Source organism: Paraburkholderia sp. 2C (assembly GCF_054589215.1).
The window spans coordinates 793186-811565 of record NZ_BAAILL010000032.1 but is presented as its reverse complement, the minus strand read 5'-3'; the positions used below and the strand labels follow the sequence as shown (position 1 = coordinate 811565).

General features: G+C 63.0%; 4 protein-coding genes. 3 read left to right on the top strand and 1 reads right to left on the bottom strand.

Annotation, left to right across the window (positions count from 1 at the left end):
- Positions 1–272 precede the first annotated feature (272 nt).
- Entirely contained in the window at positions 273–12698 is a 12426-nt protein-coding gene (locus ACYPXD_RS11890; RefSeq protein ID WP_459711127.1) for a filamentous haemagglutinin family protein, read from the top strand.
- 206 nt (positions 12699–12904) lie between these two features.
- Here ACYPXD_RS11890 and ACYPXD_RS11885 read toward each other — a convergent pair whose 3' ends face one another.
- Positions 12905–14194 (bottom strand): substrate-binding domain-containing protein, encoded by a 1290-nt coding sequence (locus ACYPXD_RS11885; RefSeq protein ID WP_459711125.1) that lies wholly within the window; start codon positions 14192–14194, stop codon positions 12905–12907.
- Positions 14195–14931: 737 nt separating this feature from the next.
- On the opposite strand from ACYPXD_RS11885, the gene gspD reads away from it, so the two are divergent.
- Both gspD and ACYPXD_RS11875 read left to right on the top strand, forming a co-directional pair.
- Positions 14932–17649, top strand: coding sequence for a type II secretion system secretin GspD (gspD, locus tag ACYPXD_RS11880; protein WP_459711122.1), 2718 nt, complete (start codon positions 14932–14934; stop codon positions 17647–17649).
- Positions 17646–18380, top strand: a 735-nt coding sequence (locus ACYPXD_RS11875; protein WP_459711120.1) for a GspE/PulE family protein, incomplete at its 3' end; no start/stop codon positions are given. The genes gspD and ACYPXD_RS11875, both read left to right, overlap by 4 nt.

Below are 18380 nucleotides of genomic sequence, written 5' to 3'. Positions count from 1 at the left end.
ATTCGGGGACTGCGTCTGCGGCGCATTCGGCGCGAGACAGACGCTCGCATCAATTTTTGGTTCGGGGAAGCAGAATGGCGGCACGTGCACGCGCAAAACAATCGATTCACCACTCGTCGACCGTATTGAAGTCGAATATTCGGCCGCTGTGCCGGGCGGTGGCGGTCATGGTCGCAGCGGGGATCGCTGCGCATGCTCATGCAGGGATGGTGAATCTTGGCGCAGCGGGGGGACGCTCGGCAGGCAGCGCCGGCGGGGCGGGTGGCGCCGGGATGGCAAATCTTGGGATTACCCCGCAGCAGGCGTTACAGGCGAGCCAGCCGTCGATTCGCAATCTCGCGAACGCTGCGCAGGGAATCGCGCAGCAGATAGCGGCGCAGCAGGCGGCGGCCGCGGCGGCTGCCGCAACTGCGTCGAACGTGCCAAACGGCCTCACGCCGGGCGGGCTGCAGGTCGCGCCCGGTGTGGCGTTCAACGCAGACGGCACGCCGACCGCCTCGACCTCGAACGTCAACAACCCGAACCTGTGGATCAACGCAAAGGCGCCGGCGCAGTCGGTCGACGCGAGCGGTCACGTGACCGTCGAGGTGAATCAGACCGGGCAGAACGCGGTAGCCACGTGGCAGACGATGAACGTCGGCAAGCAGACGACGCTGTACTTCAATCAGTCCGCAGGCACGCAGTCCAATGGCGCGAACAACTGGGTGATCCTGAACCGGATCATGGATCCGTCGATGGCGCCGAGTCAGATTCTCGGCAACGTCAAGGCCGAAGGCTCGGTCTATGTGGTGAACCGCAACGGCATTCTGTTCGGGCCTGGATCGCAGGTGAACGTGCATTCGCTGGTGGCGACGTCGCTGGATGTGCTCAACACGAACGATACGCCGATGCAGGGCGCCAGCGACATCGTGGCCAGCAATCAGCTGTTCCTGAACCTGCCGGGCACGCAAGGCGGCCTCGCGCCGCTGGAAGCGGGCGCGACCGTGCCGAGCAATTCAACCGGCATTCCGAACGAAGTGCTGGGTTTCGGCAACGTAGTCAAGATCGATTCGCCGACCGAATACACGATACCGGGTAGTGTCACGATCGCGCCGGGTGCGTCGATCACGACGCATGCGAACGGCACGGCCACGGACGGTGGTTTCGTGATGGTCGCCGCGCCGAACGTGACAAACGGCGGCAGCATCACGGCGACCGATGGACAGGTGGTGCTGGCCGCCGGCGTCGGTGTGAGCCTGGCTTCGAATCCGTCGAACCCGTCCCAACTGATTCCCGAACTGAGCGGGCAGATTCTTCTGCAGGGCAAGGACGCGACGCCGGCGGGCGCCTTGACCAATACCGGTCTGATCCAGGCGGCACGCGGCAACATCAACCTGCTCGGCAGCAGCGTTACGCAGGACGGCGCGGTGGGTGTCACGACCAGCGTCAATGTGCCTGGCACCATCACCATTTCGACGGTCGATGAATACGTCGCGAATACGCCGGGCGGTGCCGCGTATCCGGGCACGGACCCTAACAACCAGCCGGTTTCGTTGACCGACGCGCTGATCACCCATCGCGCCGGCCTGCTGACGTTCGGACCGGATTCGGTGACGACGGTCATGCCGGATACCGGCGGCCAGACGGCGACGTCCGCACCGGGGACAATCTTCACGCCGGGCAGTGTGAGCCTGACTGCAGGCTCGGTCTGGTTCCAGTCCGGTTCGCTGGTCGAAGCACCGGGTTCGATGGTTTCCGTTACAGCACTGACGCCATCGGCGGCGCTGGATGCAACGCCGCCCGGCGATACGGCTGTTCCAGGGCGGATCCTGCTCGACACCGGAGCGACAATCGACGTGTCGGGTCTCGCGAACGTAGAGCTGCCGATTGCCGACACGCTCGTCACGGTTCCGCTCATCGGCCAGAACGAACTGGCGGACTCGCCGCTGTTGCGCAATGGCTTCCTGTTCGGTTTGACGAACATCGTGGTGGACAGCACGCTGTCGGGCACGCGCAGCGACGGCGTGCAGTGGGTGGGCAGCCCGATCCTGAATCTGGCCGGACTCGTTAGCCTGATTCCGCGCACGGTCGATCAACTGCTGATCAACGGCGGCACGATTTCGCTGTCGGGCGCCGAGGTGATGACCGCGAGCGGTTCTTCGCTGAACCTGAACGGCGGGTATATCCATTACGACGGCGGCATGGTCAATACCACGCGCCTGATCGATGCAAACGGCGCGATTGTGCCGATCGGCCAGGCGGACCCGAACGATATTTATGTCGGGATAGCCGGTCAGTTCGTCGACAACCACCCACGCTGGCACATCTCGAACACTTACATGGACCCGCTGCTCGCGGGCGGTACGTTCGAAGGGGACTTTATCGTCGGTGGCAATGCCGGTACGTTGAACGTGTTTGCTTCGAGTGCGCTGGTGCTGGACGGCGACATGACTGCTCAGGCGCTGAGCGGGTCAAAGCAGGTGCAGGACGACAACCAGGCGGTGGGTGGTGCGTTCAAGCTCGGCGTCGTTGGCGGTACGCTTGGGCCGAATCCGTCGATTACGGGCGAGACCGGCACCGTCATTCTGCAAAACAGCGCGCCGCAACTGAGCGATATTGCACCGGACTTCTCGTTCGATACACCGCTGGACGCGGCCGCCCTGAACGCGCTTCCCGCCACGGACCCGAACAATCTGCTGGCCAGTCAGGTCGTGCCTGCCGGTACGCTGACCTCCGGCGGCTTCGCGAACGTGAGCGTGACGGAAGACAGCCGGCAAGGCGGAGGCTTTATCGTACCCGCCGGCACGGTGCTGCAGGTGCAGCCCGGCGGTTCGATCACATTGACTGCTCCGCGCATTGCAAATGCCTTCGTGGACGGCGAGTTGATCGCGCCGTCCGGCACGATCTCGATTTCGGTCGGAGCCGGTAACCTGTCATCAAGCGCCACTCAAGGCAATCTGACGGTCGGGCCGGATGCGCTACTCAGCGCGGCGGGCCAATGGGTGAACAACGACACCCTGTTCGCTGCCGGCACCACGCCCGGCGGCAGCGAATTCATCAATGGCGGCAGCGTCACGCTGGCCGCAGGTAATGGCATCGATCTGCAGCCCGGCAGCGTGATCGACGTATCGAGCGGCGGCGAAGTGCAGGCAGACGGGCAACTGCTGATGCAGAATGGCATTCCCGTCGGCAAGGGGGGGAGCGTCTCGCTCGACACCTTCGTCAACAACGTGGGATTTCCCGCACTCCCGACGGATACGCTGCTGCATATGGACGGCACGATCCGAAGCTTCGGTTTCTCGGGCGGCGGCACCCTCACGCTGCAGGCGCTGGGTATTCAGATCGGTGGCGATCCGGCGTCGGCGCCGGCCTATACGACCGTATTGCCGGCGACTTTCTTCGCACAGCAGGGCTTCGGCAGCTATGTGCTGAATGCGTATCTCGACGCGACCGTCGCGCCCGGCACGACGGTCGATGTGACCCAGCAGAACCTGATCCCCGATGTCCCGGCGCTGCAGCACACGGCAAGTGGAGCGAATGTTTCCGCGAACGGTCTGACGACCGCAGGCACCATCGACGCATTCGACCGGCAGCCGACCAGTCTCGTGTTGACAGGTGGCGGTTATGTCGCATGGGATCAGACCAATAGCGTGATCGGCCAGATGCCGATTATTCCCGACTATCCGGGCGTCACCGGTGGTGTAACGATTGGAGAAGGGGCGTCGGTTGTCGCCGACGCAGGCGCACATATCGGCCTCGGCTCACCTGCGCAGGTCACGGTGCTGGGTTCGCTCATTGCGCCAGGTGGCTCGATCACACTAAGCGCCGATAGCAAGGGTGCTCCGGCCGAGCAGACCGGTCAGTTCAGCGGTACTACCGCCTTCACGAGCGATAGCAAGTCGGTCTGGCTAGGACCGAACGCGCTGCTCGATGTTTCCGGCGTCGCGCTCACCGATCCGTTCGCCGCGCCGGTGAGAAATGGCCTCGACACGATTATCCCAACTACGGGCAAAGTGTTGCCCGGCGGCTCGGTCACGATCTCGGACGACTCGGGCTACGTTGTTGCGCAAGCGGGTTCGCGTATTGACGTGTCGGGCGCGTCGGCGAGCTTCGACCAACAGGTGGCGAACAATCAGATTGCGTCGCAGCAGGTGTGGAGCGATGCAGGGTCGATCACGCTATCTGCAAGTAGTGGCCTGTTCTTTGACAGCTCGCTCGACGCGCACGGGGGCGCTCCGCTGGCGCAGGGCGGCACGCTCTCGATCCTGCCAATTGCGATTCCGGTAGACAGCCCGATCGGTGTTGGCGGTGTCCAGCCCTCGTTGCCGGGTGCGACCGCGCTGATCATCCAGCAAAGCGGCGATCTGGTGCCTGCCGGTCTGGCACCGGGACAAAACATCAAGAACGTGATCGGTTCGCCCACGGGCGTGCTGCAATTTTCTGCGGATCGCCTCAATGGCTCCGGTATCACGACGCTCGTGCTGGGCAATCAGGCCGCAACCGGCAATACTGTCGTGCCGATCGCGTTCACGGGCGATGTCAGCCTTAATCTGGGCGAGGCAGTCATCCTCAATACCACCACGGTCGCGGCGCTGAATAGCGACCAGATACGCTCGCTCATGCCTACGGTCGGTGCAACAGGCTGGCAAGCACCGGCGCATACCCTGCTCGGCCTGTTGGGGGCCGAGGCTACCGCAGGTGCGGACGGCCCGGCCGATACCGACGTAACGATCAGCGCGCCCTATGTCGCGTTCAACGGTCCGACGCGCGCCTCATCCAGCACGCCGTTGGCGCCGATCGAGGCTCTGTCTGACGGCACGTTGAACGTCAACGCGTCGTTCATCGATCTGATCAATCAGGTTCAGCTGAATAACTTTGGGCAGGCGAATTTCACAAGCAGCGGTGATATCCGTCTAACTTCGACCAATCCGACTTTTCAAACCGGCGGGGGTAACGCACTGGCAGCCGGCGAACTGTTTACGCCGGGCAATCTCACGTTCAAGGCGGCCGACCTCTACCCGTCCACCGGCACGACATTCGTCATCGATGCGGTCGGACCGGTCGATGCGAGCGGCAACCGCACACCGACCAGCATCACGTTCGAATCGAATGGCACGTCGGGCGTACCGTTGTCGGCGGGCGGCACGCTCCTCGTCGATGCGACGAACATCGTGCAGGGCGGCACGGTGCGCGCGCCTTCAGGCAGTCTGATTTTCGGCGTCGGCGATCCGACCGATGCCGGCACCCAGGCGCAGTTCCAGTCGCTGCCGCTTGTCGCAACCGATGCCGTCACGTTCGCAAGCGGTAGCTTGACATCCGTGTCGAACGACGGCGCGATCATCCCATTCGGTACCACGGTGGACGGCGTCGAATGGCAGTTCAATCCGCTGCCCGGCGCGAATGCGGCGCCCGATCTGACCGCACCGCCTGCGAAGTTCATCGGCGCGAACGGCAGTAGTGTGTCGTTAAATGCGGGAGCGACGATCGACCTCTCGGGCGGCGGCGACCTGCAGGCCGCCGAATTCGTACCAGGCACGGGCGGCTCGCGCGACGTGCTTTCGCAGTTCAATGTGAGCTTCGCGTCGAACGCGGCCGGTACGGCAGTGCCGGTGAATCTGGGCGCGTCGAACGTCTACGCGATTCTGCCGGGTGCGCAAGCACCCGTTGCAGCGTACGACCCGATGTTCGCGCAGACGGTGCAGCCGTCGGGCAACGGCACAACGACGGTAAGTACCGGAGTCGGTCAGGCGGCGCTGAACGGCGCGGTGGGCCAGTCGGTGTATCTGTCCGGCGTGCCCGGGCTGCCTGCCGGGTTCTATACGCTGCTGCCCGCCAAGTATGCGACGTTGCCGGGCGCATTCCGTGTGACGATGTCCGCTGCAAGCGGTCCGGTTTTTCCGGACGCGAGCAGCACGCTGCCGGACGGCACAGTCGCGGTGGCCGGCTACTTCGGCAACGCGCTGACAGGTAGCCGCAGTGCAACGCCGACGCTGTTCGATGTGCAGTCGAGCCAGGTGTGGCAGCAATATTCGCAATACACCTTCACTAGCGCCAACGCTTTCTTCCCGAGTCTCGCGGCCACCGCGGGCAACGTTACGCCGCAACTGCCGGTCGACGCGGGCCAACTGGTGCTGTCCGCCAAAACTGCGCTGTCGCTGGGCGCGAAGCTCAATACCGCGGCAGGCGATGGCGGTGCGCCGGCGGAAGTCGATATTGCGTCGCAAGACATTCAGATCGTCGGCAATGGCGAAACCGCGTTGTCCGGCTATCTGCAGATCAACGCGGACCAACTCGATGCGCTCGATGCGGGTAGCCTGCTGATCGGCGGCACACGCACTCAAACGAATAGCGGTATCACGATCGATGCAATTGCCAACAGTGTGGTCGTGTCGAACGATGCGTCGAATCCGCTGACGGGACCCGAGATTCTGCTGGTCACGAAGACGGACCCGAGCGGTACGGACGCAAATGCGAAGAACGGACTGCGCATCGATTCCGGCAGCGTGATCCAGGCGCAAGGAAGCTTCCCCGCTGCGAAGGACCTGCCGATTACGATCGGCGCAGCACCGGATGGCAGCGGCAACGGCGCCGTATCCGGCGACGGTGCGCTCGTGCGTGTATCGAACGGCGCAGATGCCGTGGTCACGCGCCTCGATACGACCGATGCGGCGACGAATCCCGGCCTGCTGACTATCGGCGCGGGCGCCGCGCTGTCGGGTGGCCAGTCGCTCACGCTCGATTCGTCGGGCAATCTGGTTTTCGACCCGACTGCGACGTTCTCGGGCAAGACGATCGCGGTGGACGGTTCGGCCATCACATTTACCGACCAAAGCGGTGCGGCTGCGGCCGCGTTGCCCGGCTTCGTGATCGGCGCAGCGCAGCTCGCGCAGCTGGCGAATACAGACCAGCTCATATTGCGCAGTTCAGGTGCGATGAATTTCGACGGCGACGTCGATGTGACGTTCGGTCCGAACGTCGATCTGAGCGCCGCGTCGTTCGCGAGCGATGGCGGCGCGGCGACGCTTAACGCGCGACAGATCGAATTCACGAACGAACTCGGCACGGCCGCGCCGGCCATCACGGGCGGCACGGGCGTGCTGACGGTCAACGCAAACGAAATCGACTTCGGCACGGGCGACAAGGTGGCTTCCGGCTTTGGCTCGGCCTCATTCAATGCGACGGGCGGCATCGTCGGTCAGAATAGCGGCACGTTCGATTTCGGTGCCACGCCGGTCACGATGAGTGCACCGGTCTATATGGCGGATACCGGTTCAGAGCAGACCATCAAAACGACCGGCGCGCTGAATCTGAATGCCGCGTCGGGTACGGCGTTGCCGCTGGCGCCAGTCGGCGGCGCGCTGTCGTTCGTTGGCGGCATGCTCACCGACAACGGCGCGACGATCGAAGCGCCCGCGGGCAATATAAGCCTGGAAGCCACCAGCGGGGACCTGACGATCGGCAGCGGTTCGCTCGTCAGCTCGGCCGGTGTGGCGAAGACCTTCTTCGACGTGACGGTTCTCGCGGCCGGAGGCTCGATCTCGCTGACGGCGGATCAGGGCACGGTCAACGTCGAGAAGGGCGCCACGCTGGACTTTTCCGGCGCGAACAGCAAGGGTGCTGCAGGCAGCGTCGCATTGTCCGCACCTGAGCAGGTCGTGAATCTGAACGGCACGCTCAAGGGCAACGCGGGGCCGGGCGTTCAGGGCGGGTCGTTCTCGCTCGACACGGGCGGTGCGATCGACCTCGACAGCCTTGCCGCGACGCTCGCGTCGAGCGGGGTCAACAACACGATCTCGGTCGACACGCATGCAGGCAACCTGACGCTATCCGCCGGCAACACGATTACCGCGCGCGGGGTATCGCTCACGGCCGATGGCGGCGCGGGCGGCCAGGACCCGAACAACGGCAATGTCAATATTCTCGGCAGGATCGATGCTTCGGGCGTGGCAGGCGGCGAGATCGATCTGTACGGCAGGAGTGGCGTCGACATCGAAGGTTCGCTGATCGCAACGGGCTCGAGCGCGACGCAACGCGGCGGCACGGTCAACATCGGCACGCGCGCTAACCCGGATACCGTGAACGGTGTTGTTCAGCTTGACCCGACCTACGGCTACGAGAGCGTGTCGGCGGTGAACTCCGGTGTTATCACGCTTGGCGCGAATGCGCTGATCGACGTTTCGGGCGGTACGGCGGGCGGCCTGTCGGGCGGCACGGTGAACTTCCGGGCGCCTCTGCTGAACGACGGCGACGTCAATGTGACGGTGGCGCCGACCGCGCAGATCAAGGGCTCGCGTGCAACCACGCTCGAAGCGTATGCGGTGTGGAGCACCGACGATCCGATGACCAACGGTGCGAACCAGCATTTCGACGGCGTGGTCGATCCGGCCGGCTGGTACAACAGCACGACGCCAGGGGCGGGCGAACCGGGCCTGGTCAGCGGTTCGTGGACCGATGCAAAGGGCAACCCGCTGTCGCCTCCGACTACGCCGGAGCAACTCGCCGATTATCTGCAGAACGACTTTTTCACGCCGGACCCGACGGCGGTCAATACCGCTCACCAGGCGTTCTACGGCTTCCAGACCGTGAACGGTACGCAGGAACCCGGCACGTTGATGAGCTTCGTCGAGAACTTCCCGATTGCGTCATCGGTCAGCGCGCGCTTTAGCAACGTGGAGAACTTCCATGTCGCGCCGGGCATCGAGCTCGACAACCCCGATTCGCAGATCAACAACGGCAATATCTCGATCCTGACGAACTGGAATCTCGGGGCGACGAATGCTTCGGGTGTGCCGGTGTTCCGCTTCGGCGACGAGGCGCCCATCATCACGTTTCGCGCGGAGAACAACGTCGATGTGAAGGCGAGTCTCACGGACGGGTTCTTCCAGATTGCGAATCCGGTGACCACCGGCACGGGGTTCGAGGTGTATGTTCCGCTGCCTGGCTCCCAGGGTGACGCGGATACGGCGTTCAACAATACGCCTCAAGGTCCGTTCGGTTACTCGTTGTCGTACTACGCGTACGGGACCGTCCATACTGCGTACCCACAATACGCGGACATCACGCATCCGCCGCAAGACTTCGGAGGGGTGGATTCCCCCGAGATTGACGCGTATTTCGCGCTTTACAAGGCCTACACCGACTTCTTGCTGGCCCCGACCAAGGCAGGTGGGTTCTCGGGTATCGACAACGTACTGGCTATTGGTGAATCGAGGAGATCGATTAATCCCGTTTCAAGTCTGACGCCTCCGACAGCGCCCGATCAGGCTTCGCAGATCAGTACGCCGCTGCTGTATCTGGTGTATTTGCAGCAGTACGAGACGTACCTGGACGCCAGCAATCCCAATTTCCAGAGCCAGGTGGTTCCGCCTGCCGCGCCGATCGGCGTGCCCGTCACGCCCTTTACCAACAGCGGGCAAACCGTCACCTTCACGACGCCTCCACCGGTCGACAATTCGCCGTCTCCGGTTGCTACCCCCACCAACCCCTTACCGCTGCAGTCGGCTTCGCTCAGCGGTGGCGCAAGCTCGTCGTTCCGCATCGTTGCGGGCGCCGATCTGAACAGCGCAGACCCGCTCGCGGTACAGGCTGCATCGCTGTTCGACGGCACGTCGCGACAGGGCAACGTCACGTTGAGTGGGCATTTCGGTTTCGTCGATGCGAACAACAACACGCTGCTCGCACCGACGACGATCCGCACGGGAACCGGCTCGATCGAGATCGCCGCGGGCAACGACGTATCGCTGTTCGATCCGTCGCAACCGGTCGGTGCGAATGATGTGGTTGTGCCAGGCGTGATCTATACGGCTGGTGCGCCAGCCGCGGGTTCGCCGGCCACAAACGGCGGCGTAACGATTGTGCCCGCCAATACCGCTCAGGAAATACCGGATCTCCTCGCTACGTCTGCGGTCAATCCCGATTCGGCGGGTGACATTTCAATTTCGGCGCAAGGCGACATCAACGGCTATGAAAATGTTGTCGATACGTCGAGCGGGACGGTCAGCGGTCAGGCGAATCTAAACCTGAGCCAGTTCTGGCGCCAGTGGATGGAGACCGGCAACCTGACGGGCCTCGTCGGAGCGTCGAAGCCGACGACGCAAATCATTCAGACCTCGATCAACTTCGGAGCGTTCGATCAGGGCGTAATGAGCGTCGGCGGCAATGTGACGGTGAACGCCGGCGGCGATATTTCGAACCTTGCAGTTTCTTTGCCCACCACCTGGTATTTGACGAACGCACGAACCGATACTCCGACCGTCAATACGGTCGGCGGCGGGAACCTGACCGTGACGGCGGGCGGCAATATCCTGAGCGGCGACTACTTCGTTGCCAGGGGAACCGGAACAATTGCCGCCGGCGGGCAGATCGGTTCCGATTTCAGTGTGCCCTCGGGGCTTCTCGGGCAACCGCCGGTCACCGTCGCAACGTTGTTTGCGCTGCAGGACGCGGTGTTGAATGTCACGGCCAGACAAGGGGTCAACGTCGGCGGCGTGTTCGACCCGTCCTATCTGCAGGGCGGCGACATGCAAGGCTATTCGACGTCGTCGGCCATCAATGTTGCGTCAACAACGGGCGATGTTCAGTTCGGCACGCTGGACAACAGGAACTTCGAACTCCCAGGATTGGGATCGCTTAGCAACACGAGCGCCCTGCTGCCCGCGACCGTGGAACTGGTTGCGCTCACCGGTGGGATTACCGTTGCATCGGGAGGAGAGCTATTCCCATCCGCAACGGGAAACCTCACGCTGATAGCGGATCAGTCGATCGACCTGTCCGGTGAGAATGGGCTTGTTGGCAGTGGGGATCAGACCTTCCGGTCATCCGGCGTTCCCGTATTCGGCATGCTGGACATCGACCCGACGTTGATGCCCTCGCCTACGAAACCGGACGCGGCCGTGCCTCTGGCAACCGACACTACGGTTACCGCACACGATTCGAGCCCGTTGCACGCCGACGATACCGATCCTGCACGAATCTATAGCCTGAATGGCAGCATCGTCGACGGCACGCTCGAGCCGGTCGGCGCTACAAATGGCGGCTTCTACGATAACCTGGTGACGCTCTCGCTGGACAAGCCCGCCTTGATTCAGGCCGGGCAAGACATCATCAATCTGGCACTCGACGCACAGAATCTGCGTGAGGCCGACGTGACGCGCGTCGTTGCGGGACGCGATATTTTCGATACGCCGCTTATTCCTAATGCGCCCGTTGTTCCGAGCCTGGTGCTCGGCGGCCCAGGCACCTTCGATATCGAAGCGGGCCGCAACATCGGTCCGCTGACCAGCCAGGAGCAGGCGATTGCTTCCCGCGGCGACGCGACTGCGCTCACCGCGACGGGTATCGAAGCCGTGGGTAACGCAAATAATCCGAACCTGCCACACGAAAGTGCGAGCATTCAGGTGATGTTCGGCATTAGTCCTGGTGTCGATGACGCGGATTTCATCTCTGCCTATATCGACCCCGCCAGCTCCGTGCCGGGCGTGCCGAGTTCAACGCCCGCGCTGATTGCGTTTATGGAGCAGTACGATGCCGGGCAAGGCGTGGATACGGGCTTGTCGGCGGATAAGACTGCCGCATCGAACGCTGTCGGCACGCTAACCGCTGAGCAGGCGTGGACGCAATTCCAGGCTTTGCCTTCCTACGTGCAACAGTTGTTCGTGCAACAGGTGCTGTTCAACGTACTGACCACGGTCGGCAATGATTTCAACAATCCGGCAAGTCCGTTCCACGGGCAGTACGCGCGCGGCTATCAGGCAATCAACACGCTGTTCCCTGCCTCGTTCGGCTACACGGCGAATAATCTGGATGGCGGAACGAATGGTGCAAACACGCTGGTCGATACCGGCGATCTGGATATCCGCAGCACGACGATCCAGACACAGCAGGGCGGCAATGTGTCGATTCTCGGACCGGGCGGACAGGCGCTGGTCGGCAGTACGTCCGCGCCGCCGGAAGTTGTCGATAGCACGGGCCGCGTTCTGGCCGGCCCCGGCACCCAAGGTATCCTGACGCTCGAGCAGGGCAACATCAATATCTTTACGGACCGGAGCCTGTTGCTGGCGCAAAGCCGCGTGTTCACCGAGCAGGGCGGCGACATGACGATCTGGAGTTCGAACGGCGACATCAACGCGGGTAAGGGTGCGAAGACCTCGGCCGATGTTCCCGAGCCGATCTTTGTGTGTGATGTGAATCACTTCTGTATGGTCGATCCGCGCGGCGAGGTGACGGGCGCGGGTATCGCGACGCTGCAGACGATACCGGGCGCGCCCCCGGGCAACGTCAATCTGATCGCGCCGCGCGGGACCGTCGACGCCGGCGATGCAGGTATTCGCGTGTCGGGCGCCTTGAACGTCGCAGCGTTGCACGTGGCGAACGCGGACAATATCCAGGTGCAGGGAGCGAAAACGGGCATTCCGACCGCACCAACGGTGGATACCGGCGCGCTCACTGCCGCTAGCTCCGCCTCTTCCGCAGCAAGCCAGATGGCGCAGGACATAGCGAAGCGCAACTCGGCGGGCGTGCCGCATCGCCACTGGATTATCTCGGTGCAGGTGGAAGGTTTCGGCGACGATGGCAGCGGCGATGCAGGTGCGAAACGCAAGCCGGGACAGGTCAGCTACGATTCTTCGAGCGCGGTTTCGGTTCTTGGATTCGGCGGAACCGGTTCGACGCAACGGGCGGTGCTGACTAAAGATGAGCAGGGAAGGTTGGGCAAGATCTGATCTCGGGGAAGGAAAGGCGCTCTCCCTTCATCCCGTGTGTGAGGGAGGCAGAGCACTGACCGGGGCGAAAAAAGGCTCCGCTCGACTCCCGGTATCAGCGGGCCAATATCAGAAGAAGTCTTGTTGCGTTAACAAAAAAGCGCCGTACTCCATATCAACTGGGTACGGCGCTTTGCTTTATTCAACCGGGACGGCTGAACTGGCGATTAGCGGCCGGCGAAAGCCTTGCAAGCCGTTGCGTTGCCGATGTTCAGGTTCAGCGTGCTGCCGCGCGGGGGCGCCAGGAAGTCGTTGTTGATGGCCGTCAGGAATTGGGCCGGCACCGTATCGAAGCCATTGCCGTGCAGGATCGATGCGTTGCTGTTGTAGTGCAGGTTCAGGAAGTCGACGACCGAAGCAGCGACGGTCGGCGAGCTGCCCGTGGTCTGGTAGCACTGGCTAACGATGATCTGGCTCGTACCCGAGATCGGATAGCCCGTCGTCGGAGCGGCGGCATGCGGCACCCACTGCGTCGGGTCGGTCACATCCGTCGGCAGCGTGCCTTGACCGACAGCCGTCGAAGCATTCGTGAACGTCGGGAGAACGTCCGCATTGCCGTTACGCACGCTGGCCACGGCCAGCTGGTTGGCTTGTGCCTGTGCGCTGAGCGGAGCAAGCGCCGTATTCGTCCAGTCCGGGCTCAGATAGGCAACAGCGGCTGCCGTGTTCGGTGCCTTGAACGTGGCCAGCAGCGCGGCAACACCGCCGCTACCGGACGCCGAGGAGAAGTTCGACGGGGCGCCGCTCGGGAAAATCGCGTCGGCCACTGCGCTCGTCGGCGTGCCTGCGAAGTGCTGCGTTTCGCGGAACGTGACACCGACCGCAGTGTTGTTCGTGTTACAAACCGCTGCGAGGTGAGCCGTCAGGAGGTCGGTGGTGCCGCTGGCGTCCGAGCGGAAAATGACCGTAATCGGTCCGCCCGACGTATACGCCGCGCCGGTGTCGGGATTGGTCACGCCAGTCCACGAGGTGATCTTGCCCGAGAAGATGCCGCACAGGTCGTCGTCGTTGAGTGCGACGGTAGCGGCGCCGTTCAGGACCGGACCGGTGCCAGCCGGGGCGTTCACGAGCGGAATCGTGATCGGCGTAACGATGTACGGGATCTGGATCAGCGGACCGTTGGTCGTTCCGAGGGCATTCTTATAGGCCGAGACTTGAGCGCTCGACAGCGGTGCGTCGCTGTTCGCGAAATCGACCGTGACGTGCAGGCCTGCCGAGAATTGCGTCGAATCATTGTTCAGGAATGCCGTTTGGCCGGCGCCCGAGCCGACGCCGAAGTACGTGACCGTACCGTCGGCGACCGGGAAAACAGCGCTTTCCGAGCCGATGGTCGGCTGGACGAGCGTCGAACCACCGCCGACCAGCGTCGGCGTGGCGGCTTGAGCGGCCGCAACTGCGCCAAAGCCCGAAATAACCAGTGCTACAGCCAGGCTGATCTTACGCTTACTGGATTTCATGAAAAGTCCTTCAAGTGAAGATAACGGGGGAACCAGCTGTGAAACAGTGACGCGAGTGCGTCGACTGCCGGGAGCAATTTAGACGCTAATTGGCGGAATGAGCGTGAATTTTTAGTAACGGATGGTCCGTAACATTTTGTCAGTGCCAATTGAGGCGATTGCCATTCGAATTGAATGGCGTCATTAAACGGGAACCAGGCGCCCACTTGGTAAGGCTATCCGTGCGCGCCCGCGACAGCGCGTGCCGCCGTCAGCCAGCCCCTTGCCGGACAAGCCGCCGAACCTTATCCCGTAAGGTTCGGCGCGCGAGTCCAACGCGCAAACCGATGCGCAATAACTTCGCACGCACCACAACTTGCCTTATCCGTTCAAACCGGCCACAAGCGTCATTGAACAATCAAATAACGAATAAAACTTATCGAAGAACCGCGTAAATCCTTAAACCGTTTTTAACTCGTCTAGATGATCGAACATTTAAATCACCTGTGGCCGTTTTAAATCAAACAACAGTCCAACGACGCAAATGACCACAAATCACCACACTCACCACGCCTGAAACCCGGGCGTCGGAATGTTACGCAACACCTGTCACAAAATTGCTCTGGTGCGCTGCTTAGTCTTTGCCGGCGAATCCTGATGCGTCGCATCGAACGCAAAGGCTTCGCGAGTCACGCGCCGCATCGCGCCTGCGCGTCCGTATCGGCCCGCGCCGCATGTCCGGCATCGAACTCAGGTCTATGACACGCACACGCTTCCGTTTCCGCCGTCGCTCTGCTGCCGCCACCTGCACGATGCTGGTTCTTGGCCTCCTGTCGAATCCGCTCGCGCTCGCCCAGCAGCAGGTCAACCTCAGCTTTTCGAACGTCGATATCAGTCAGGTGGCGAAGGCCATCGGCGCGGCCACCGACACCACGATCATCGTCGACCCGCGCGTCAAAGGGCAGCTCAACCTCGTCTCCGATAACCCCGTCAGCAAGGACCTCGCGCTGAAGACGCTCGAGTCCGCGCTGCGCATGCAAGGCTTCTCGCTCGTGCGCGATGGCGGCATCCTGAAGGTTGTGCCCGAAGCGGACGCCAAGCTGCAAGGCGTGCCCACCTACGTCGGCAACACGCCGAAAGCGCGCGGCGATCAGGTCATCACGCAGGTGTTCCGCTTGCGCAATGGCTCGGCGAACAGCCTGCTGCCCGCGTTGAAGCCGCTCGTCAGTCCCAACAACCAGATCGCCGCGTACCCGGGCGACAACACGCTGATCGTCACCGACTACGCCGACAACGTGCGCCGCATCGCGGACATCATCGCGGGCGTCGATGGCGGCGGGGGCGCGGCACAGAAAGTGGCGGTCGTGCCGCTCAGTCACGAAAGCGCGGTCGACCTCGAGCCGGTCGTGCAGAAGATGCTCGACCCAAGCAACATCGGCAATACCGATGCGACGCTGAAAGTCTCGGTCACCGCGGACCCGCGCATCAACGCCTTGCTGCTGCGTGCCAGCGACCCGGGCCGCATTCGCGATGCCAAAGCGCTGATCGCGCAGCTCGATGCGCCGACGCGCACGCCCGGCAATATGCATGTCGTGCACTTGCAGAATGCGAACGCGGTCGAGCTCGCGAAGGTGTTGCGCGGCATGCTCGGTTTGGGCGGCGGCGATAGCGCGTCGGATTCGGATAAAGGCGCGAAAAGCTTCAACGACAACAACGGCGGCTTCGGCAGCAAGAACGGCAGTAGCGGCGGTTCGAGCGGCAGCGGAACATCGTCGTCGACGGGCACCGCGGGCTTGCCGCCGCTGCCCGGTTCGTCCGATAGCAGCAGCGGTGGGTCGACCTACGGCAGCGGCGCCAGCGGTCCCGGTGGCCAGGGCGGACTGATCGCCGGCGCACGCGGCGGCGGCCCCGGCAGCGACAACGGAACGAACGGCCTGATTCAGGCGGATCCCGCAACGAACTCGCTTGTCGTGACCGCGCCCGAGCCCGTCTATCAGAACGTACGCAACGTGATCGATCAGCTCGACGTGCGCCGCGCGCAGGTCTATCTCGAAGCGATGATCGTCGAGATGAGCGCGACGTCGGCCGCGAATCTCGGCGTGCAATGGCAAGGCGCGGTGCAGTCGAGCGGCGGCAACAACATTCTGTACGGCTCGACGAACTTCAACGTGCCGCCGACGAGCCAGGGCATCGTGAACCTGACCGCGCAGGGCCAGTCGATTGCGCAGAATCTGTCGACTATCGCGACGACCACGCTGCTCAATAACGGCGTCAATATCGGCCTGATACACCAGTTCGGCAATTTCTTCGGGCTTGGTGCGCTCGTGCAGGCGCTCTCGACGGTCAGCGATGCGAGCATTCTTTCGTCGCCGAATCTGATCACGCTCGATAACGAAGAAGCGCGCATCGTGGTCGGTTCGAATGTGCCGATTCAGACCGGCTCGATCGCGACCGGCACCACGGTGACGAGCGGCAACGTCAGTGCGTTCAACACGTTCGATCGCGAAGACGTGGGCATCGTGCTGCACGTGAAGCCGCAAATCACACAGGGCGGCACGATCAAGCTGCAGATCTATTCGGAAGACTCGTCGGTCGACCAGACGTCGATCAACAATCCGGGCGGCGTGACGATTATCAAGCGCTCGGTGCAGTCGACGGTGCTGTCCGATGACGGCGAGATCGTCGTGCTCGGCGGTCTCATCCAGGATAACTACGTGGACGGCAACAACAAGGTGCCGCTGCTCGGCGATATTCCGTTGATTGGCTCGTTGTTTCGTGCGGAAAACAAGGCTCGCACGAAGACCAATGTGATGGTGTTTCTGCGGCCGGTGATTATTCGCGACGGTCAGACGCTGGCTGATATTTCGGCGAATCGCTATGACTATGTGCGGCGGCAGACCACGGATCTGCCGACCGATAACCGGCTCATTCGCGATCACGATGTACCGGTGTTGCCACCGCTTACGCCGTCGCCTTCGCAAGGCGTGCCGGCGCAGGACGGCCTCTTCGATCTGAACCGGATGACGCGGCCGGCGCCGCCGCCCCCGCCGCCGCCGCCGGGTGGGCCGGTGGGGGCAGGGCCTGGGGCACCGGCGTCGGCTGTGGGGAGCGCGGTGGGTTCACCCGGCGCATTGGATGCGTCGAGCGGACCGACTGAATCGGGTGCGTCTTCGAACGGAGTCTCCGTGTCGGCGGTCCCGGCTTCGGCGTCCGCGTTTGCTTCGAACTCGACTGCTGTTCAAGCTCGAACGCAGGCACAAGTTCAAACGCAGGTTGTTCCGGTAGCGCAGGCCGCGCCTGCTGCTACGCAAACGAACGCATCGGCAAGCGCCAATAACGGCAATGGCGCCAGCGGTACGACAAACGTCACAGTCGGCGCTCCGATGGTGTCCGCTGCTCAAGCCGCCGCGGCAGCACCCCTCGTCGATCCGTCCACCTCCGCAACCGGCAACTTCCAGAGAACGGATCAGCCATGACGGATGAAACCGTGTTCACCGCACTCGCCGAGCCCGCTGCCGCACCGCGCGAACCCGCGAGGATCGACCCATCGCGGATGCTGCCTTATGGCTTCGCGCGCAACGGCCAGATCCTGATCGCGAACCAGCATGACGACACGATCGAAGTGTGGATCAGCGACCGCACGCCGATTTCGGCGATTGCCGAGGTGTCGCGCAACCTGTCGATGGTATCGCTCGTTTGCGTACCGGCGGATGAACTCGCGCAAGCGATCAATTCCGCGTATGCGCGCCAGGACGGCAGCGCGGCGCAGGTGGTCGGCGAAGTGGAAGGCGAAGTCGATCTGTCGCGCCTGATGCAGGACATTCCGGAAGTCGAGGATCTGCTCGAGTCCGAAGACGATGCACCGATCATCCGCATGATCAACGCGCTGCTTACGCAGGCCGCGCGCGAGCAGGCTTCCGATATTCACATCGAGCCGTTTGAAAATGCATCGGTGGTGCGTTTTCGGGTGGACGGCACGCTGCGCGATGTCGTGCGGCCGAAGAAGGCGCTGCACGGCGCGCTGATCTCGCGGATCAAGATCATGGCGCAGCTCGATATCGCGGAGAAGCGCTTGCCGCAGGACGGACGTATTACGTTGCGCGTGGGCGGCCGTCCGGTGGATGTGCGCGTATCGACGTTGCCGACCGGTCACGGCGAGCGCGCGGTGCTGCGTCTGCTCGAAAAGGACGCGGCGCGCCTGAATCTC